The 19,422-nt window shown below is 68.3% G+C and carries 14 protein-coding genes; 9 read left to right on the top strand and 5 right to left on the bottom strand.

Annotated features, from left to right (window positions below; translation table 11 throughout):
* Positions 1-252 precede the first annotated feature (252 nt).
* The 5 genes from OG804_RS17425 to OG804_RS17405 all read left to right on the top strand — a co-directional run bounded on the left by OG804_RS17425 (position 253) and on the right by OG804_RS17405 (position 5,393).
* The gene (locus OG804_RS17425; RefSeq protein WP_328387790.1) at positions 253-1,455 is read left to right on the top strand and encodes a cytochrome P450; all 1,203 of its coding nucleotides are present in this window, start codon (positions 253-255) and stop codon (positions 1,453-1,455) included.
* On the top strand, positions 1,456-2,256 hold the full coding sequence (locus OG804_RS17420; protein WP_328387788.1) for an SDR family oxidoreductase: 801 nt from the start codon (positions 1,456-1,458) through the stop codon (positions 2,254-2,256).
* Positions 2,257-3,480: a cytochrome P450 gene (locus OG804_RS17415; protein ID WP_328387786.1), complete on the top strand. Its 1,224-nt coding sequence runs from the start codon at positions 2,257-2,259 to the stop codon at positions 3,478-3,480.
* A complete protein-coding gene (locus OG804_RS17410; RefSeq protein ID WP_328387784.1) occupies positions 3,477-3,962 on the top strand; it encodes a glutathione peroxidase in 486 nt (161 codons plus the stop codon). The genes OG804_RS17415 and OG804_RS17410 overlap by 4 nt, the downstream gene beginning before the upstream one ends.
* A gap of 306 nt (positions 3,963-4,268) precedes the next feature.
* Positions 4,269-5,393, top strand: coding sequence for an MCE family protein (locus OG804_RS17405; RefSeq protein ID WP_328398487.1), 1,125 nt, complete (start codon positions 4,269-4,271; stop codon positions 5,391-5,393).
* A 474-nt stretch (positions 5,394-5,867) separates the two neighbouring features.
* Here the strand turns inward: OG804_RS17405 and OG804_RS17400 are convergent, their stop codons facing one another.
* Entirely contained in the window at positions 5,868-6,803 is a 936-nt protein-coding gene (locus OG804_RS17400) for a TauD/TfdA dioxygenase family protein (RefSeq protein ID WP_328387782.1), read from the bottom strand.
* A 112-nt stretch (positions 6,804-6,915) separates the two neighbouring features.
* Positions 6,916-7,686 (bottom strand): deoxyribonuclease IV, encoded by a 771-nt coding sequence (locus OG804_RS17395; RefSeq protein WP_328387780.1) that lies wholly within the window; start codon positions 7,684-7,686, stop codon positions 6,916-6,918.
* A gap of 109 nt (positions 7,687-7,795) precedes the next feature.
* Between OG804_RS17395 and OG804_RS17390 the strand changes: the two genes are divergently transcribed.
* The 4 genes from OG804_RS17390 (at position 7,796) to OG804_RS17375 (ending at position 14,760) form a co-directional block, all read left to right on the top strand.
* Positions 7,796-9,172 carry a serine/threonine-protein kinase gene (locus tag OG804_RS17390; RefSeq protein WP_328387778.1) on the top strand — a complete coding sequence of 459 codons (1,377 nt, stop codon included), beginning with the start codon at positions 7,796-7,798 and terminating at the stop codon, positions 9,170-9,172.
* A 229-nt stretch (positions 9,173-9,401) separates the two neighbouring features.
* On the top strand, positions 9,402-11,255 hold the full coding sequence (locus tag OG804_RS17385; protein WP_328387776.1) for a serine/threonine protein kinase: 1,854 nt from the start codon (positions 9,402-9,404) through the stop codon (positions 11,253-11,255).
* Between the two features lie 156 nt (positions 11,256-11,411).
* Positions 11,412-12,188 carry an ABC transporter ATP-binding protein gene (locus OG804_RS17380; RefSeq protein WP_328387775.1) on the top strand — a complete coding sequence of 259 codons (777 nt, stop codon included), beginning with the start codon at positions 11,412-11,414 and terminating at the stop codon, positions 12,186-12,188.
* A 58-nt stretch (positions 12,189-12,246) separates the two neighbouring features.
* Positions 12,247-14,760: an ABC transporter permease gene (locus tag OG804_RS17375; protein ID WP_328398485.1), complete on the top strand. Its 2,514-nt coding sequence runs from the start codon at positions 12,247-12,249 to the stop codon at positions 14,758-14,760.
* A 23-nt stretch (positions 14,761-14,783) separates the two neighbouring features.
* On the opposite strand, the gene OG804_RS17370 is transcribed toward OG804_RS17375, so the two are convergent.
* The 3 genes from OG804_RS17370 to OG804_RS17360 are packed head-to-tail and all read right to left on the bottom strand — an operon-like array spanning position 14,784 to position 19,419.
* Positions 14,784-15,962 (bottom strand): VWA domain-containing protein, encoded by a 1,179-nt coding sequence (locus OG804_RS17370; RefSeq protein ID WP_328387774.1) that lies wholly within the window; start codon positions 15,960-15,962, stop codon positions 14,784-14,786.
* Positions 15,959-18,325, bottom strand: coding sequence for a DUF5682 family protein (locus tag OG804_RS17365; protein WP_328387772.1), 2,367 nt, complete (start codon positions 18,323-18,325; stop codon positions 15,959-15,961). The genes OG804_RS17370 and OG804_RS17365 overlap by 4 nt, the downstream gene beginning before the upstream one ends.
* Positions 18,322-19,419 carry an ATP-binding protein gene (locus tag OG804_RS17360; RefSeq protein WP_442941886.1) on the bottom strand — a complete coding sequence of 366 codons (1,098 nt, stop codon included), beginning with the start codon at positions 19,417-19,419 and terminating at the stop codon, positions 18,322-18,324. Before OG804_RS17360 ends, OG804_RS17365 begins: the two co-directional genes overlap by 4 nt.
* Between the last annotated feature and the right edge of the window lie 3 nt (positions 19,420-19,422).

The raw sequence follows: 19,422 nt of genomic DNA, 5'->3' as shown, positions 1-19,422 counted from the left end.
AGTGCAAGAACGGGTTCTATCCCCACGCTCTTGATATCGATCGTGCCGGATTGTGGGGCGCTGCGGGTGGAGTTCGGCAGCGAACTCGGCGACCGCCGGATTCATGCGGTTGATCAGTGAATTCCCGTACGATCATTGTCGCGACGGCGTGCCGCTGGTACCGTCCAGACACATGTCCAGCTATGTGTCTCTACGCGGTGGCCGGTCGGCCGCGCCCGGCGAGAACTCGTTATCGAAACAGAGGTGGGTCCGATGACGGCCGCATCGTTGGAACCGGTGACGTTCGATCCGTACGACTACACCTTGCACGAGGACCCGTACCCGATCTACGCCCGGCTGCGCGCGGAGGCGCCGCTCTACTACAACGCCGAACTCGACTTCTACGCATTGTCCCGGCACGCGGATGTCACCGCCGGGTTCCGCAATGCCGCCCAGCTGTCGAATGCCAACGGGGTCTCGCTGGACCCCGCGGCCTGGGGGCCGCACGCGCACAAGACCATGTCGTTCCTCGCGATGGACGATCCCCGGCATATGCGGATGCGCAAGCTGGTCTTCAAGGGATTCACCCCCAAGCGGGTGGCCGATATGGAAACCCGTATCCGGGAGTTGACGCTGGAATACCTGGAACCGGCTCTCGAACGCGGTGAATTCGACTGGATCCAGGAGTTCGCGGGCAAGCTGCCGATGGACGTCATCTCCGAACTGATGGGCGTACCGGTCGCCGACCGCGACGAGATCCGCCATATGGCGGATATGGTCATGCACCGCGAGGACGGCGTGACCGATGTCCCGGATACCGCGATCGAAGCCTCGCTGAACTTGGTGGTCTACTACGCGAACATGGTGGCCGAGCGCCGGAAGAAGCCGGCGGACGACCTCACCTCCGCGCTGCTCCAGGCGGAGATCGACGGTGACCGGCTGACCGAGGACGAGATCATCGGCTTCATGTTCCTGATGGTCGTGGCCGGGAACGAGACCACCACCAAACTGCTGGGCAACGCCCTGTACTGGGCCGGCCGCAACCCGGCGGAATACGCCAAGGTCGCCGCCGATCCGGAGCGGGTTTCGGATTGGGTCGAGGAGACCCTGCGCTACGACACCTCCAGCCAGATCGTGGCGCGGACCGCCACCGAGGAACTGGAGTATCACGGCCGGGTGATCCCGGCCGGGTCGAAGGTGCTGCTGCTGATCGGTTCGGCCAACCGGGACGGCGATGTCTTCGACGACGGCGACAGCTACGACCTGGACCGTGCCGAGAAGGGCAATCTGGCCAGTTTCGGCGCCGGTGTGCACTTCTGCCTCGGCGCACATCTGGCCCGGCTGGAAACCACTGTCGCGCTGAGCGAGTTCACCTCGCGCGTGCAGTCCTATCAGGTACGCGAAAGCTTCGAGCGCGTGCACTCGAGCAATGTGCGGGGCTTCGCGAAGCTCCCGATCTCCGTGGAGGTGCGGTAAATGCCCCGGTTCGATCCCCATCCCGAGAAGCGGCCGGCCATCGTCGCCGGCGCTTCGTCGGGTATCGGCGCCGCTACCGCCGTGGAACTGGCCGCCCAGGGTCATCCGGTGGCGCTCGGCGCGCGCCGGGTGGAGATTCTGGAGGATCTCGCCGGCAAGATCCGGGCCGAGGGCGGCACCGCCTTCGCGCACCGCCTCGATGTGACCGATCAGGCCTCGGTCGACGAATTCGTGGCGGCGTCCGAGGCGGCCATCGGGCCGACCGAGATCCTGGTCTCCGGCGCCGGAGATATCGAATTCGGGCTCATCCAGGACATGGATCCCGCGGATTTCGCGCATCAGGTGCAGATCCACCTGATCGGCGCGCAGCGGATGGCCCACGCGGTGCTGCCGGGCATGCTGGCCCGGCGGCGCGGCGATGTGGTGCTGATCAGCTCCGACTGCGCCCCCGCGCCGCGGCCGTGGAACGGGGCCTACAGCGCCGCCAAGGCCGGTGTCGAGGCGATGGTCGGGCAGCTGCGGATGGAACTCGAGGGCACGGGTATCCGGGCGTCGCTGGTCCGGCCCGGGCCGACTGTGACCGGGATGGGCATGAACGCCTCGGCCGAGGTGGTGGGGCCGCTACTGGAGTCGTGGCAGGCCTGGGGTTTTGCGCGGCACCCCTACATGCTGCGCGCCAACGACCTGGCCCGGGCGGTCGCCGTCGTGGTCGGCACCCCGCGGGGCGCCCATCTGGTTCTGGTCGAGGTGCAACCGGAAGCGCCGCTGAAGCCCCTTCCGGACGAAGGAGAGGACGTCTAGATGACAGCCGCACTGCCACCGGGTTTCGATTTCACCGATCCCGCGCTGTGGGCCGACCGCAGTCCGGTCGAGGAATTCGCGCTGCTGCGGCGGACGTCGCCGGTCTGGTGGAACGCCCAATCCGACGAGACCTCGGGCGGTTTCAACGACGGCGGCTACTGGGTGGTCAGCAAGCTGGAGGACGTCAAGGAGCTCTCACGCAACCCGGAGCTGTACTCGTCGCAGCAGAAGGGGTCCATCGTCCGGCTGCCCGGCGATATCACCCCCGACCAGATGCAGCTCACCGAAGCGCTGCTGGTGAACATGGATCCCCCGAAGCACTCCAAGGTGCGGCGGATCGTCGCCAAGGGGTTCACGCCCCGGGCGGTGGAGGGGCTGCGCGACGCGCTCACCGATCGCGCGCACCGGATCGTGCACGAGGCGAAGAAGTCCGGCGGCGGCGATTTCGTCACCCAGGTCGCGTGCGAACTGCCGCTGCAGGCGATCGCCGAACTGCTCGGGGTCCCGCAGGAGGACCGCCGCAAGGTGTTCGACTGGTCGAACCAGATGCTCAACTACGACGATCCCGAATACGGCGACCCGACGGTGGCGTCCGCGGAGATCCTGGGTTACGCCTGGAACATGGCCGAACAGCGGCGGTCCTGTCCGGCCGACGATATCGTGACCCAGCTCGTCAACGCCGACGTCGATGGTGACGGACTGGCTTCCGACGAGTTCGGTTTCTTCGTCATCCTGCTGGCCGTCGCCGGTAACGAGACCACGCGTAACGCCATCACGCACGGGATGAAGGCGTTCGTGGACAACCCCGAACAGTGGGAGCTCTACCGCGCGCAGCGCCCGCGCACCGCGCCGGACGAGATCGTGCGCTGGGCGACCCCGGTGACCGCGTTCCAGCGCACCGCCACCGAGGATCATGTGCTGGGCGGGCAGGAGATCAAAAAGGGTCAGCGGCTCGGACTGTTCTACAGTTCCGCCAACTTCGACGAGGACGGCTTCGACGAGCCCTTCGCCTTCGATATCCGGCGCGATCCGAACCCGCATGTCGGGTTCGGCGGTACGGGCACCCATTACTGCGTGGGCGCCAATCTGGCCCGGCTCGAAATCGACCTCATGTTCAACGCGATCGCCGACGCCATGCCCGACCTGTCCTCGGTGTCCGATCCGGTACGGTTGCGATCGGGGTGGATCAACGGAATCAAGAGTTGGCAGGTGCGCTACGAATGAACGTTCGAGATATTCCGGTGAACACGCTGTCCGGTTCGGCTGCCACGCTCGGTGAGCTGGTGGGCGACCGGGTGGTGCTGCTGGTCAACGTCGCGTCGAAATGCGGTCTCACGCCGCAGTACACCGGGTTGGTCGAACTGCAGAAGACCTACGGTGATCGCGGATTCAGCGTGGTCGGGGTCCCGTGTAACCAGTTCATGGGCCAGGAGCCGGGCAGTGCCGAGGAGATCCAGCAGTTCTGCTCCACCACCTACGGCGTGGACTTTCCGCTGTTGGAGAAGGTCGAGGTGAACGGCGACGGCAGGCACCCGCTGTACGCGGAGATCATCGACACGCGGGATGCCGAGGGGGCGGCCGGCGATGTGCAGTGGAATTTCGAGAAGTTCCTGATCGACCGGGACGGTGCGGTGGCGGGCCGGTTCCGCCCCACCACCACACCGGATGCGGACACGCTGGTCGCGGCGATCGAGAAAGCGCTGTAACCGATGCCGTAACGGCTTATGATCGAGGCCCGCTCACCCGGTGGTGAGTGGGCCTTTTTCACTTTCTACCTGCGCAAACGGTACTTGACGGAAAATCCGGACGTGATCGGTGAAAACCGCCCGCCCGGGTCGAATCACCAATAACATGGACAACTGTCTGGACATAAATCCGGTCAGTTCGGCACGCCGGGGTGCCGAACAGTTCGAGGCAGGTGAGTGGTGGTACCGATACACACCGAGTCCGATCGGCGATCGACGCGGCGCAAGGTCTGGGCCGTCCTGCAGTACAAACTCGCGGCACTGGGAATGGTGCTGGCCCTGGTACTGGCGGTCGTGCTCTCGCTGACCCTGTTCCTCGGTGGATTCACCCCGAAGGAACCGGTCGCGGTCGTGGTGCCGCGCAGCGGGCTGGTGATGGATCCCGACGCCAAGGTCAAATTCCGGGGCGCCGAGGTCGGCCGGGTGGGCTCGGTGAAATCCGAGAACGGGGAAGTACGCCTCGAACTCGATATGAACCCCGACCTGATGCGCCTCGTACCGGGCAACGCGCTCGTGGATATCCGCTCCACCACGGTATTCGGCGCCAAGTACGTGAATTTCCTCGAACCCGCCCAGCCCGCGGGCCGGCTACAGCCGGGTCAGGTGGTGCGGGGCGAATCGGTGACCGTCGAATTCAACACACTGTTCGAAAGGCTCACCGAAGTCCTGGCCATGGTCGAACCGGCCAAGCTCAACGCCACGCTCACCGCCCTCGGCACCGCACTACAGGGGCGCGGGGAACAGCTCGGCGGACTGCTGGTGAACGCGGACAAGCTGCTGCGCGAGATCAATCCCAGCATTCCGGCACTGCAGCACGATTTCGAGGCGACGGCGGCCGTCACCAACCTCTACGCCGATACCGCCCCGGACCTGCTGCGCACCGTCGACAACGCCACCGCTCTCAGCCATACCCTCACCGATAACGAACAGGGTTTCGACGCGCTGCTGCTGGACACGATCGGCCTGGCCGACACCACCGGCGCGGTGCTGAACGAGAACGAGCAGAGTCTGGTCACCGCGCTGGATCTGCTGCGGCCGACCACAGAGCTGCTCAACGCCTACAAACCCACCCTGGACTGTGTCGTCCGCGGTCTCGCCAAAGCGATGCCGCTGGCCGAGGATCTGTTCGGCGGACGCAACCCGGGCGCCTCGTTCAACGCCAGCTTCATGTACGGCGCGGAGGCCTATCAGTATCCCAACGACCTGCCCAAGGTGAACGCGACCGGCGGTCCGCGCTGCGCGGGTGTGCTGGACCGGGCGCCGGGCAGCCACGCGGACTACCTGGTCACCGACACCTCGGAGGTCAACCCGTTCATCCCGTCCACGCGGATCTACCAGAACCACCCGACCGTGTTCGAGGTGCTGTTCGCCGGTATGCCCGGGATGCGCTGAGACCGTCGCGGGTCCGCGACGGTGTTACGACTCGTTCTCGGGCTGCCCCGGCCCGGGCCGGACGCACATCACGCCGCCACACGGTTTATCGGTGAGCGCCGCCGGAGTGGGATGCACGGTCGGGCGCCGATGCGCGGGCGCGCGCAATTCGTAACGGCTGCGACTACGGGGGCCACGGGCAGTGCGACGCCGTCTCACCAGGCGGCTCCCGCGGGGTGGCGGGGGGTACCGAGCGCGGCGGTCGTCGCAGCTCCCGTTGCGGTCGGGGCATCGCCGTCACTACCCGGGTAGGCCCCGGTTTCGCCCGGTGCCGCGCTGGGCGAACCAATCGGTGGCCAGTTGCTCATGGCCACCAGTCTGGCTGATACCCCACCCGACGCGCGCAACCGGGCTTGTCCGGCCGCCCCGTCAAGGGCAGCCGGACGCGTACCGGCCCGCCTGTCGGCGACCGCCGGACCGGTCCGCGTCGGCCGCTCAGGAGGCCAGCTGCCGGGGCGCTTCGACCACCGAGTAGTGCTCGGCGTCACCGGTGCGGACCGTACTGGGCCGGCCGTCGACACCCACCGGGATATCCCCGGCGAGGGTGATCCGGGTGAGGCGCCGCGCCCGGCCGTCGTAATCGTTGATCGCGTAGTGCTGGGTCGCGCGGTTGTCCCAGATCGCGACATCGCCCAGCTGCCAATCCCAGCGCACCGTGTTCTCCAACCGGGTCACCCGGTCCTGGAAGAGCCGGAACAGGGTCTGGGATTCGGTGGTCGAGAAACCGACGAAATTCTTCACGAAATGACCGAGCAGCAGTGCCCGCTCGCCGCTCTCCGGATGCACCCGGACCACCGGATGCTCGGTCTCGTAGAGCGAGGACTCGAACTCGGCGCGGTGCTCGCTGGTCTTCTCGTCGGGCTGTTCGCCGTGTCGGCCCACATAGTCGTAGACGTTGGTGTGCAGGGCCCGCAGGTTCTCGGCCAGCAACCGCAGCGGCTCCGGCAACGATTCATAGGCGGCCACGGTGGAGGCCCAAGTGGTGGAGCCGCCGTAGGGCGGCAGGGTGACCGCGCGCAGGATCGAGGCCTTCGGAATCCGGTCCACGAAGGTCACGTCCGTATGCCAGCTGTTGGCGCTGCCGTATTCGGAATCGATGGCGAGGGTCTTCTCGCCGTGCGAGGTGACGGTGGGATGCGGGGTGGTCGGGGTGCCCAGCAGTTGAGCGAATTCGTACTGACCGTCCTCGGTCAGCTGGTCCTGGCCGCGGAAGAAGATCACCTTGTGCTCCACCAGCGCCTTGCGGATGGTCTCGACGGCGGCCGGGCCGAGATCGCCGCCCAACCGCACCCCGTCGATCCGCGCCCCGATCCTGGACCCGAGCTTGACCACTGCGGGGAGTGCGGCGGGGAGGGTGTGTTCGGAAGTCATGAGCACCTCACGGATCGAGAGCGGAATCTGTCGCATTCCGAGCACACCACCGGCCCACCGCACCGACCAGGGTTGTGGTCTCGTTGATCGCAACGCACCCGCCGTACAGTGCTTATCCGAGATGTTCGCGCAGATAGGCCAGATCGTCGGCGAGGCCCTCGGCCGGGGTCTCCAGCACCACCGGTGCGTCGGCGGTCCGGCACACCTGCGCGAGCAGATCGGGATCGATGGTGCCGTCGGCGAAATTGGCGTGCCGGTCCGCGCCCGAATCGAATTCGTCCCGCGACGAGTTGAGATGCACCAGGTCGATCCGGCCGGTGATCGCGCGGATCCGCTCGACCACCCCGACCAGATCCTCACCGCCCGCCCAGGCATGGCAGGTGTCCAGGCAGAATCCGGCCCCGTACTCGCCGACCGCGTCCCACAACCGGGCGATATTGTCGAAATACCGCGCCATGGCGTGGTTTCCGCCGGCGGTGTTCTCGATCAGGATCGGCACCGCGAAACCGCCCTTGTCCTGCTGGCGTTCGAAGAGTTTGCGCCAGTTGACGAAACCGGCCTCCATCTCCGCGTCCGACCGGACGTGACCGCCGTGCACCACCAGGCCGAACGCGCCGATATCGGCGGCCGCCTGCGCCTGTAGGGCCACCGCGTTACGCGACGGCATCCGCAGCCGGTTGTTGGTACTGGCAACATTGATCTGATAGGAGGAATGGACCACCACATCGATCGGGCTGGCGAGGATCTGCTCGGTGGCGGGGTGCGGTGCGGGTTTGTCCCAGCTCTGCGGGTCCACCACGAACAGCTGTACGACATCGGCGCCGAGTCGCTCGCCGTACCCGATCGGGTCGCTGTCCGTACGGACGTGTGCTCCAATGCGCATGCGGTCAGACTATCGGCCCGGGCCGACAGCCAGGGCTCGTGTTGCGCACGGGCGGTGCGGGAAGATACACCGGAAGACACGCGTACGACCCGACGAGGGGGAATCGGCCATGCTCGAGCCTGGTGACGACTTCGCGGGCTATGCCGTCCGGCGCCGACTGGGCGTGGGCGGCATGGGCATGGTGTTCCTCGCCAGGCATCCGCGGCTACCGCGACTGGTCGCGTTGAAACTGCTCAACCCGGACCTGTACTCCGACCGGGAGATCCGGCAGCGGTTCGAACGCGAGTCCGAGCTCGCCGGGCGCCTCGAGCACCCCAATATCGTCACGGTCTACGACCGCGGCGCCGAGGGGAAACAGCTCTGGATCTCGATGCAGTACGTGCCCGGTTCGGATGCCTCCATGGTGGATCTGCACGTGCTCGACCCGTGGCGCGCGGTGCAGATCATCGCCGAGACCGGGATCGCGCTGGACTTCGCGCATGCCAACGGCGTCCTGCACCGGGATGTGAAACCGGGCAACATCCTGTTGGCGAAACCGCCCATCGGACAGCCGGAACGGGTGCTGCTCACCGATTTCGGCATCGCCGGGGTGCGCGACGCCGAAACCACCATCGCCGCGGCCGACACCATCACCGCGACCCTGGCCTACGCGGCCCCCGAACAGCTCACCGGTGCGAAACTCGACCAGCGCGGCGACCAGTACTCGCTGGCGTGCACGCTGTTCTGGCTGCTCACCGGGTCCGGCCCGTACCGGGGAACGAACCCGGCCGAGCTGATCCAGGCGCATCTGACCGCTCCGATACCTCGGTTGAGCCGGATCCGGGCGGGGCTGCCACCGAGCCTCGACGAGGTGCTGAGGCGGGCGCTGTCGAAGAATCCCGCCGACCGTTTCCTCAGCTGTACGGAATTCGCGACGGCCGCTCAACAGGCCCTGCGCCCGCCCGGACCGCGCGGGGGACGCCCGCCTGGGGTCAGATTGCGGCCCGATCAGCGCCATCCGGCCCCGACCGAATGGCAGCCCGCCGGAGCCGCCCCGGGGTACGGGTCCGGCGAATTCCGGCAGCAGCCCGGAGTCCGGGGTGCGCCGCGGCATCCGTCGACCGAATACCGCCGGCCCGCGCCGCCGGCGCCGCGCTATCCCTCCACCGAATACCCGCAGCCCGGTATGGACGCGCCCTACCGGTCCAGCGAGTACCGGCAGCCCGGCGCGGGTGGGCCGCGTCCGGGAGCAGACAAGCGGCCGCCGGGTGCGGTCGGGCCACGACACGGTTCGGCAGAGTTCGGTCAGCCGGGCCCCGGTCTCCGGCGTATGCCCGCGCCCGATATCGCACCGCCGGCGGCCGACCCCGCCACTCGTCCGGATCGTCCGCACCGATCGAATCCGGCCGAACCGGCCGTCATCGATCTGCCCGCGTTCCGGAACCGCCCCGGCGCGACACCGCCTCCGCCGCACCGCCCGCCGCCGGACCCGGGCGCTGCGCCGTAGCCCGGGGTACCCCGGCCCCGGACACGGAGATCCATCCGGTGCGGCGGTGCGCACGTAGCGGCCGTGTTGCGGCTGCGTACGGGGACCGGTCGGAGCAGTCGGCGACACCTCGACTGCTGCTATGGTTTCGATGATTTCGCGTGCCCGGATCGATGCGGTCCGAATGCGCTTTTCGTCTACGCTTGCGCACCGGTGGGTCCCGGTCTCGCCGGCGGGAATTGGAGCAGACATGCTGGCCAACGGCGATATTTTCGCCGGCTATGTCATCGACCGGCAACTCGGCCGGGGTGGGATGGGCTCGGTCTACCTGGCGAAACATCCGCGGCTGCCGCGGATGACAGCGCTGAAACTGCTGAATCGGGAGATGTTCTTCGATAAGGAGGTGCGCGCCAGGTTCGAACGGGAGGCCGATCTGGTCGCCCGGCTGGACCACCCGAATATCGTGACGGTCTACGACCGCGGCCTCGAGGACGAGCAGCTGTGGATCTCGATGCAGTACATCGACGGGATCGACGCCGCCTCGGTGGATCCACAGAAACTGCCGCCCGAGCGTGCCGTCCAGATCATCGCCGAAACCGGGTCCGCGCTCGACTACGCGCACGGTATGGGCGTGATGCACCGGGACGTGAAACCGGCCAACATCCTGCTGGCCCGCTCGACCGGCGGACGTGGCGAGCGGGTCTACCTGACCGACTTCGGTATCGCGCGCCTGCGTGACGACACCGGGCATCTCACCCAGACCGGCACCTTCACCGCCACGCTGGCCTACGCTTCACCCGAACAGCTCACCGGCGCCGACCTGGACCATCGCTCGGACCAGTATTCGCTGGCCTGTTCGCTGTACTGGCTGCTCACCGGTAGTGGTCCCTTCACCTCCACCAATCCGGCGGGGGTCATCCAGGGTCATCTGCAGTCGCCGCCGCCGTCGCTGAGCGCGGCCCGGCCGGAACTGCCGCCGTCGCTGGACGCGGTGCTGGCCAAGGCGATGGCCAAACGCCCCGATGACAGGTTCACCTCGTGCACCGAGTTCGCCGAGGCCGCGAAGCACGCGCTGACCTCGCCGAGTTCGCCGGGGATCCCGCTGGCCGTGCCGCCGACAGCGGTGGCGCCGACCTATCAGCAGCCCAACCCGCCGTACCACAGCGGAGCGAATCAGTACCCGAGCACTGCCGCGCCGCAGCCGTATACCGGGACCCCTGGTCAGCCCTACCCGAGCGGCGTCCAGCAGGGGCAGCCCTATGCCAGCGGTGCGCAGCAGGGGCAGCAGTACGCGAGCGGGTTCCAGCAGGGTCCGGGCGATATGGGCGGTCCGGGCAGCGGGATGCATCAGCAGCCCTACGGCGGGACCCTCGGCTACACGACCCCGGTCGGCCAGTCGTTCGGCGGCGGAACGCCGGGCGGATACACCCAGCCCACGAACTATCCGCAACCCCAGATGGGGGCTGTACCGCAGGGGCCGCGCCCGCCCAAGTCGAACACCGGACTGATCGCCGCGATCTGTGTGGGGCTCGTGGTGCTGATCGGCGTGGTTATCGGTGTCGTGGCGCTCGCCGGCAATGGTAGTGGTGGCGGCGGAACCGATACCACGGCCACCGGTACGAGCACCCAGACCACCGTCGCGCCGGTGCCCGCGACCGCTGATTCCATCAGCAAGGAGTTCCCGCGGCTGGTGCCGAAGTCGACGTCCGAAGAGGTCGGGTACAACGGCGCGAAATGCTGGGAAACCGATAGCAGCTACACCCCCAGCCCCGACGACGGCGAACCCGATTTCGGCAAATGGGCCTGGCAGTGGCGTTGCTACGGCGGCGCCAACAACGACGACCCCTTCTACCGGATCTACGCCTACGAATCCGCCGCCGATGTGGAGACGGTGGTCAAGGGGCTGCCCGGAACGTCGGAGAAGTCCTCCGACGTCAACGGCGGGCAGACCTACACCAACTACAAATGGGACAGCGACGGCCCGAAAATGGTCACGGTCTTCTCCAACGATCCGGAGCGGGCCCAATACCTGATGTACACCGACGGCATCGTCGGCACCATTCCCGAAATGCTCACCTGGTGGAAGTCCGCGCCACTGAACTGAGTCTCTTCCGTTGACCGGAGGGCGACGCGACGCGTCGCCCTCCGTCGTCGTCCACGGCCGTCATCCGTCCCGCGTATCCGGAGACGTCGCAGGGTGTACCGGTGATCAGGGCGATCCCGGATGGCGCGGCTCGGGACGGCCCGACACACTGGACCCATGACTGCTCACGCTGTCGACGTGGACCCGGCCGATCCAGGCGCCCCGTCCACCGTCGCCGCCGGTGCCATCGAACTGACCAAGGTCTACGGTTCCGGGGACACTCGGGTGACCGCGCTGGACGAGGTGTCGGTCGATTTCGCCCGGGGAGAGTTCACCGCGATCATGGGCCCGTCCGGTTCGGGGAAGTCGACTCTGATGCACTGCCTGGCGGGATTGGACGAGGCCAGCTCGGGACGGGTGCGGATCGGCGATACCGAACTCACCGACCTCTCCGACAAACAGATGACCGCGCTGCGCCGGGACCGTGTCGGGTTCGTGTTCCAGGCGTTCAACCTGGTCCCGACCTTGACCGCGCTGGAGAACATCACCCTGCCGCTCGATATCGCCGGCCGGACCCCGGACTCCGAATGGCTCGCGACGGTGCTGAAGCGCCTCGGTCTCAACGACCGGCTCGGACACCGTCCCAGCGAACTGTCGGGCGGCCAGCAGCAGCGGGTCGCGTGCGCCCGGGCGCTGGCGGGGAAACCGCAGATCATCTTCGGCGACGAACCGACCGGCAACCTGGACTCGCGCTCGTCCGGGGAAGTGCTGTCGATCCTGCGCGCAGCCGTGGACGAGTTCGGTCAGACCGTTGTGATCGTCACCCACGAGCCCACCGCGGCGGCCTACGCGGACCGGGTGATCTTCCTGGCCGACGGCCGGATCGTGGACGAGATGCGCGATCCGACTGCCGACTCGGTACTGGACCGGATGAAAGCTCTGGAGGTCCGGTGACCCAGCGCCTCGGGTATCCGCACGGAACGCGGGGGGTCCGGTAGTGGCCGCCCACCCCATGCGCACCGTCGCTCTGCGCAATCTCGGCGCGCACAAGGTGCGGTTGGTGCTGACCCTGCTGTCGGTCGTGCTCGGGACCGCGTTCATCGCGGGTTCGTTCGTTTTCACCGATACGCTGCAGCGCACCTTCGACGGCATCTTCGCCGGCGAGGCCAAAGGCGTCGACGTGCGGTTGAGTCCGCAGGAACGGCAGTCCTCCGGTATTCCACAGGATGTGGTCGACGCCGTCGCCGCCATGGACGGGGTGCGCACGGTCGCCCCGGGTATCGAGGGCTCGGTCGTCCTGCTCGACCCATCGGGCGAGAAAGCGGTGCAGACCGGCGGGGCCCCGACCCAGGGCCAGGCCTACATACCGCCGGATCGCGCAGTCGCCGCGCCGGATCCGATCGTCGCGGGGTCGCCCCCTGCCGAACCGGGGCAGATCATGCTCAACACCGGAGCGGCCGAACGCGCCGGACTGAAAGTAGGGGATCGCACCAAGGTGCTCGTCCCCTCGCACGGTGAGCCCTTCGAGGTGACGCTCACCGGTCTCTACGCGCCGCCGTCGGATACCGGCGGCTTCATCGGGGTGCAGTTCACCGAGGACCAGGCCCGGGAACTGTTCACCGACGGCACCCACGTCGCCTACCTCGATATCGCGGCCGACGGAATACCGGCCGACAGCCTGCGCGACAAGCTGGCCATCATCTACCCGAACTACAAGGCGCAGAACGGCGATCAGGTACGGGCCGATGCGAAAGCCCAGATCTCCGAGGCGCTGAACTTCCTGAACTACTTCCTGCTGGCATTCGGGGCCATCGCGCTGATCGTCGGCACCTTCATCATCTACAACACGTTCTCGATGCTGGTGGCGCAACGACTGCGCGAACTCGCGCTGCTGCGCGCGGTCGGGGCGAGTCGCGGGCAAGTGGGCCGGTCGGTGGTCGGCGAGGCGTTCGTCGTCGGTGTACTCGGGAGCATCCTCGGTCTGCTGGCCGGTATCGCGCTCGCTTACGGGCTCGCCGCGGTGTTGAACGCGTTCGACCTCGGGTTGCCGACCGGCCGGATGGCCGTACTGCCGCGCACGGTGGCGGTCGCGTTCCTGGTCGGGTTGCTGGTCACCGTGATCAGCGCGTACGCGCCCGCCCGCCGGGCGTCCCGGATTCCACCGGTGCAGGCCATGCGCGAAGAGTTCGCCTCCGCCGGTGATTCGCTGCGGAAACGGACGGTGGCCGGTGCGGTGCTGGCGGTCGTGGGCATCGTGCTGGTGGTGCTGGGCGCTCGCAACACCGGCGGTGGCGCGGCCGCGATCGTCGGAGTCGGGGCGCTGGGGCTGATCCTGGCCGTCTTGTTCGCCTCACCCGCGCTATCGCGTCCGGTGCTGGCCGGGCTGGGCTGGCTGATCAAGCCGTTCGGGTCGATCGGGCGGATGGCGCGTAACAACGCGATCCGCAATCCCCGGCGCACCGCCGCCACCGCGTTCGCGCTGACCCTGGGCCTCATGCTGGTGACGGCGATCGGGATGCTGGGCGAATCGGCGAAGGTCAGCATTTCCCGGTTGGTGGACCAGGGCATCGAGGCCGACTATGTCCTCGCTGGACCACAGATGATGGGTGTGCCGACCGGCGCGACCGACGCGGTGCGGGCCGAAGTGCCCGAGGCCGCCTCGGTGGTGGGGCTGCGCGGGTTCGCACTGAAGATCGGTGACGACGACGAATTCGGCACCTCGCCGGACGGTCCCTTGGATCAGGTGGTGAAGCTCGAGACCGTGAGCGGATCACCGACACTGGGTGATTCGGACATCCTGCTCAGTGAGGACGAAGCGACCGAGCACGGCGTCACCGCCGGTGACCAGCTCGTCGTGAAAACCCTCGACGGGACGGAGATCCCGTTGACCGTCTCCGGGGTCTACGCGGATTCCCGGGTGCTGGGCCCGCTGATCGTGCCGCCGTCGGTGTACGACAGGGCGGTGCCGATATCCATGCGCACCGATGTCGCGGTCCTGATCAAGGCCCGGCCCGGTGCGGATCTCGCCGCCATGCGCACCGATCTCGAGAAAGCCACCGAGGAATTCGTCATCGTCCAGGTGCAGGACCGGGAGGAGTTCAAGGGCGAGAACGCCAAACAGATCAACAACCTGCTCGCCGTCCTCTACGGCCTGCTGGCGCTGGCGGTGGTGATCGCGGTGCTCGGCATCGTCAATACGTTGGCTCTGTCGGTGGTGGAGCGGCGCCGCGAAATCGGCATGCTGCGCGCGGTCGGCACCCAGCGTGCCCAGGTACGCCGCACCATCTATCTGGAATCCATGTTGATCGCGGTGTTCGGTGCGCTGGTCGGCGCGGTCCTGGGCCTGGGACTCGGCGTCGGGTTCCTGCGTACGCTGCGCGATCTCGGACTGGACCAGATCGCGGTGCCCTGGGATCAGCTCGTGTACATGCTGGTCGGCTCGGCGGTCGTGGGTGTATTGGCCGCGCTCTGGCCGGCGGTCCGTGCGGCCCGCACTCCACCGCTGGCGGCGATCGCCGACCTCTGACCGGGGTCGGCGGAGCCGGCCGGTCAGCGGTGCTCGGTGCCCCAGTGCAGGAGGTCGCCACGGTTGAGCGCCTGGGCCAGCAGGTCCGGGAACCGGTCCGGAGTGCAGGCGAACGCGGGAACGCCCAGCGCGGCCAGCGCGGCGGCGTTCTCGCGATCGTAGGAGGGGGCGCCGTCGTCGGAGAGCGCCAGCAGCACCACCACCTGCACGCCGGATTCCTTCATGGCGTGGACGCGGCGCAGCATCTCCTCCCGGACCCCGCCCTCGTAGAGATCGGAGATCAGGAAGAACAGGCTGTCCGTGGGCCGGGTGATGAGGGACTGGCAGTAGGCGATGGCCCGATTGATGTAGGTGCCGCCGCCGAGTTGGGTACCGAAGAGGACATCGACCGGGTCGGCGAGTTTCTCGGTGAGATCGACGACTTCGGTATCGAAGACCACCAGTGAGGTCCGCAGCGACCGCATCGAGGCCAGTACCGCGCCGAACACCGACGAATAGACCACGCTGGAGGCCATCGACCCGGATTGGTCGATCGCCAGGATCACATCACGGTGCACCGCCTGGGAGCGGCGTCCGTAGCCCACCAGATGCTCGGCGATTATGGTGCGCTGTTCGGGCAGGTAGTTGGCCAGGTTCTTGCGGATGGTCCGGTCGAAGTCGATATCGCGCGGTTTGGGCCGGGAGGTGCGGGACGCCCGATTGAGAGCCCCGCTCACCGCGGCCACGGTGCGGTTGGCGATGCGTTCCTCGATCTCCTTGACCACCTTCGAGACCACCATCCGGGCGGTGGCCTTCGTGGTTTCCGGGATCACCCGGTTGAGGCTCAGCAGCGTGCCTACCAGGTGCACATCGGGTTCGACCGCCTCCATCAGTTCGGGTTCCAGCAGCAGCTGGGTGAGGTTCAGCCGTTCCACCGCGTCGCGCTGCATGACCTCGACGACGGTGGACGGGAAATAGGTGCGGATATCGCCGAGCCACCGAGCCACCCGCGGCGCCGAACCGGCGAGGCTGCCGGAACGATCTCCGCGAGAGCGGCCGTCGCCGGGCCCGGTGTCGTAGACCGCGCCGAGTGCCTTGTCGATCGCCTTGTCGTCGGCGGCGCCGAGTTCGCCCAGCGCCGGATCCGCGGCGGAGCCCAGGACGAGCCGCCAGCGGCGCAGCCGGGCCTCGTCGGAAACGCGTTCGGACGCGGGGCTGTTCATACGGGTGCTCCCAGGATGTCGGCGACAGTGCGCAGGGTCTGTAGACCGCGTTCGGCGTCGGTATCGGTTGTGGTGGTACTGGTTGCGGTCCCGCGCCCGTCGCGTACCGCCTCCCCGATCGCGCGGCGCTCCCCGGATTCGAAGGCGCCGAAGGTGCGGCGCAGCAAGGGGACGACATCGAGGAACTGATCGTCGGGCAGGCCGCCGAGCCAGGTGTCGATGAGACGCAGCAGGGCTCGGTCGTGGACCAGCACCAGACCGCGTCCGCCGACGAACCCGTCGACCCAGGCGGCTTTGGCAGCCGCGGTGTTGCCCACGGACAGGGCCGCGGCCAGCCGCCGGGCCGCCTCGTCGGTGTCGAGTCGGTCGGCGTCGCACAGCAGACGCACCACACGACCCACCAGCAGGCCGTGTGCATCGGTCCGGTCCGCCAGCCGGGCCAGTGCGGCCAGCCACTGTTCGGTGGATTCGGCGTGATCGCGGGTGTGTACGGCGGCGGTGGCCGTATCGAGCTGGTCGCGCAGGGCCGCGGCGGTATCGTCGCCGAGCCCGGTGACCGCGGCCGGCAAACCCGCACAGATCCGCACCAGCATGCTGTCGGCGACATGGGTCAGGGCGGAGACGTCGGTACCCCGCACGTCTCCGTACCGGAGGGTGCGCAGGACACCGGGCAGCGCGGCCAGCAGATGGGTCATATCATGGTCGACCGCGGCCGCCGAGCCGAGCCGGGCGATCAATCCGTCCAGGGCGCCGGGCAGTTCGGCCAGCAGCGCGAACTCCAGTGCCTCGGTGAGCTCGGTGACTCCGCACCCGGGCCGCCCGGTCGTGTCGAGGATCTTCGCCTCGGCCGCGCCGCGCACCGTGGTGCCCCAGCGGGCCGCCTCGATCACCCGGACCGCGAATTCCGGCTCCCAGCGCAGATCCCAGGACTCGCGGAAGGTCCCCTTGGACTGCACACCGCCGGAGGTCGGGGTGCCCCAGTGCACACCCAGTAGCCGGAGCCGATGCAGGAGACAGGATCTGGCGGTATCGCGTTCCTTGCGCAGATCCAGATCCAGGGTGCGGACGAGAGCTTCCTGCTTCATCCGCAGGGAACGCAACTGGGCGCGGAGGTCGGCCTCCAGCGGTACGGTCGGGGCCTCGGCCGGAACGGCGCCCAGCGCCTCGCCGATTACCAGTTCGTCGCCGACGAGCCGCAGCATGGTCTCGTCGCCCTCGCAGAGCACCGCCCGGGTCGCCTCGGTGACCTCGGACAAGCCCGCCAGCGGCCGGGCCCGCAGGGCGGCGAGGGCTTCGGCCAGCCGGACGGCCTCGATGATGTGCGCGCTGGAAACCGGAAGGTCGTGGCCGCGCAGCACGCCCGCGGCCCGGGTGAGCCAGGACGGAACCGGTCGCTCGGTCTCGGTGAAGAGGTGGTGGTACCAGCCCGGCGAGGTGACTCCGGCGCCGTATCCGGACGACGCCGCGAGCCGCGAATGCGTCCACGGCACCCAGGTCAGTACGGCCTTGACCTTCGGAAGCCCCTTCAGCAGGCGCAGATCGGCGGTCGCGGGACCCAGCGGGTCCTGCAGGGCGGGCGCGTGCCAGGCGCCGCAGACCACGGCGATCCGCGCGAACCCGTCCTTGCGCGCCTTGCGCAGCACCTGCCGCATATGGGCTTCCCGGACCAGTGTGTGCCGATCGATCACCAGCGGCTCGGGCTCGGCCTCGTCCGTCGCGGATCCGGCAACCTCGTCCACCGGACCGGCGGCGGCGTCATCGGGGATTCCGGCGGTGTCCCGCGGTTCCCGGGCGGCTTCGGGGTAGCCCGCCGATTCCCGCCCGGCGGCCGGGTTCGCCTCGGCATCGGGCTCGACCAGCGCGCTCTCCCGGAGCGCGGCCATTGCTTCGGTGATCGCCGCGAACGTTCCGGTATCCGAACTCGATTCGACGACCGCGTCCCACCAGCGTTCGGCATCGTCGTACCCGCCCGCGGCCGCCAGTTCGGCGAGCGCGTCGCGACCGCCGGTCCGGTCGTCGACGGCGAGCACCTGGGCGGCGGGCAGATCGCAGAACCGGACCACTACGTCGTTGTCCACCGCGTACCGCAACGCCTGCCATTCCGGCGAGAACACCGCGTACGGCCAGAACGCGGCCTTGGCGGGTTCGTCGGCGATATAGCCGAGCAGCGCGACCGGCGGTGCCATCGTCTCCGCGGCGACGTGGACCACCAGCGGATCCGCGTCCGCCGGGCCTTCGATCAGGATGGCGTCCGGCCGGAATTCCGCCAGCGCCAGGCGCAGCGATCGGGCCGAGCCGGGACCGTGGTGCCGTATTCCGTAGACCCGGGTCTCGCCGGTCTCATCGCCGTCGGCGGGGCTCATCCGTTGATCTCCCGGCAGGCGCGGTAGAAATCGGACCATTCCCGGCGTTCCCGCACCACGGCCTCGAGGTACTCGGTCCACACCACCGAGTCGGCGACCGGGTCCTTGATCACCGAGCCGATCACCGCGCCCGCGATATCGGAAGCGCGCAGGATACCGTCGCCGAAATGCGCCGACAGGGCCATACCGTTGGTGATCACCGAGATGGCCTCGGCGGTCGAGAGCGTGCCCGAAGGGGATTTGAGTTTGGTCCGGCCGTCGGCGGTGATTCCCGCACGCAGTTCGCGGAAGATCCGTACGACGCGTCGCACCTCCTCGGCGGCGGCCGGCACCTCGGGCAGCTCCAGCGCCGAACCCAGCTGTTCGACCCGCCGGGTCACGATATCGATCTCCTCGGCCTCGTTGCCCGGCAGCGGCAGCACCACGGTGTTGAACCGGCGGCGCAGCGCCGAGGACAGCTCGTTCACGCCGCGGTCGCGATCGTTGGCGGTCGCGATGATGTTGAACCCCTTGGCGGCTTGTACTTCCGTCCCGAGTTCGGGCACCGGCAGGGTCTTCTCCGACAGGATCGTGATCAGCGCATCCTGCACATCCGAGGGGATCCGGGTGAGTTCCTCGAGCCGGGCGATCGCCCCGGTGCGCATGGCGTTGAGGATCGGTGAGGCGACCAGCGCGCCCTCGCTCGGTCCCTCGGCGAGCAACCGGGCGTAGTTCCAGCCGTACCGGATGGCTTCCTCGGCGGTGCCCGACGTGCCCTGGACCAGCAGGGTCGAGGATCCGCTGATGGCGGCCGAAAGGTGCTCGGAGACCCAGGTCTTCGCGGTGCCCGGGACACCGAGCAGCAGCAGCGCGCGATCGGTGGCCAGAGTGGCCACCGCGACCTCCAGGAGCCGGCGCGGGCCCACGTACTTGGGGGTGATCACGGTGCCGTCGGCGAGGGCGCCACCCAGCAGATAGGTCACCACCGCCCACGGGGACATCGTCCAGGACGGTGGCCGCGGCCGGTCGTCGGCGGCGGCCAGGGCGCGCAGTTCGGCGGCGAAGGCCTGTTCGGCGTGCGGGCGCAGCAGCGCGGGGGCGGGTTCGGTGTCGATGGT

The organism is Nocardia sp. NBC_00416, assembly GCF_036032445.1.
Classification (GTDB): Bacteria; Actinomycetota; Actinomycetes; order Mycobacteriales; family Mycobacteriaceae; genus Nocardia.
Note: the sequence above shows the minus strand (reverse complement) of the source record. Positions and strands in the feature narration are given on the sequence as shown.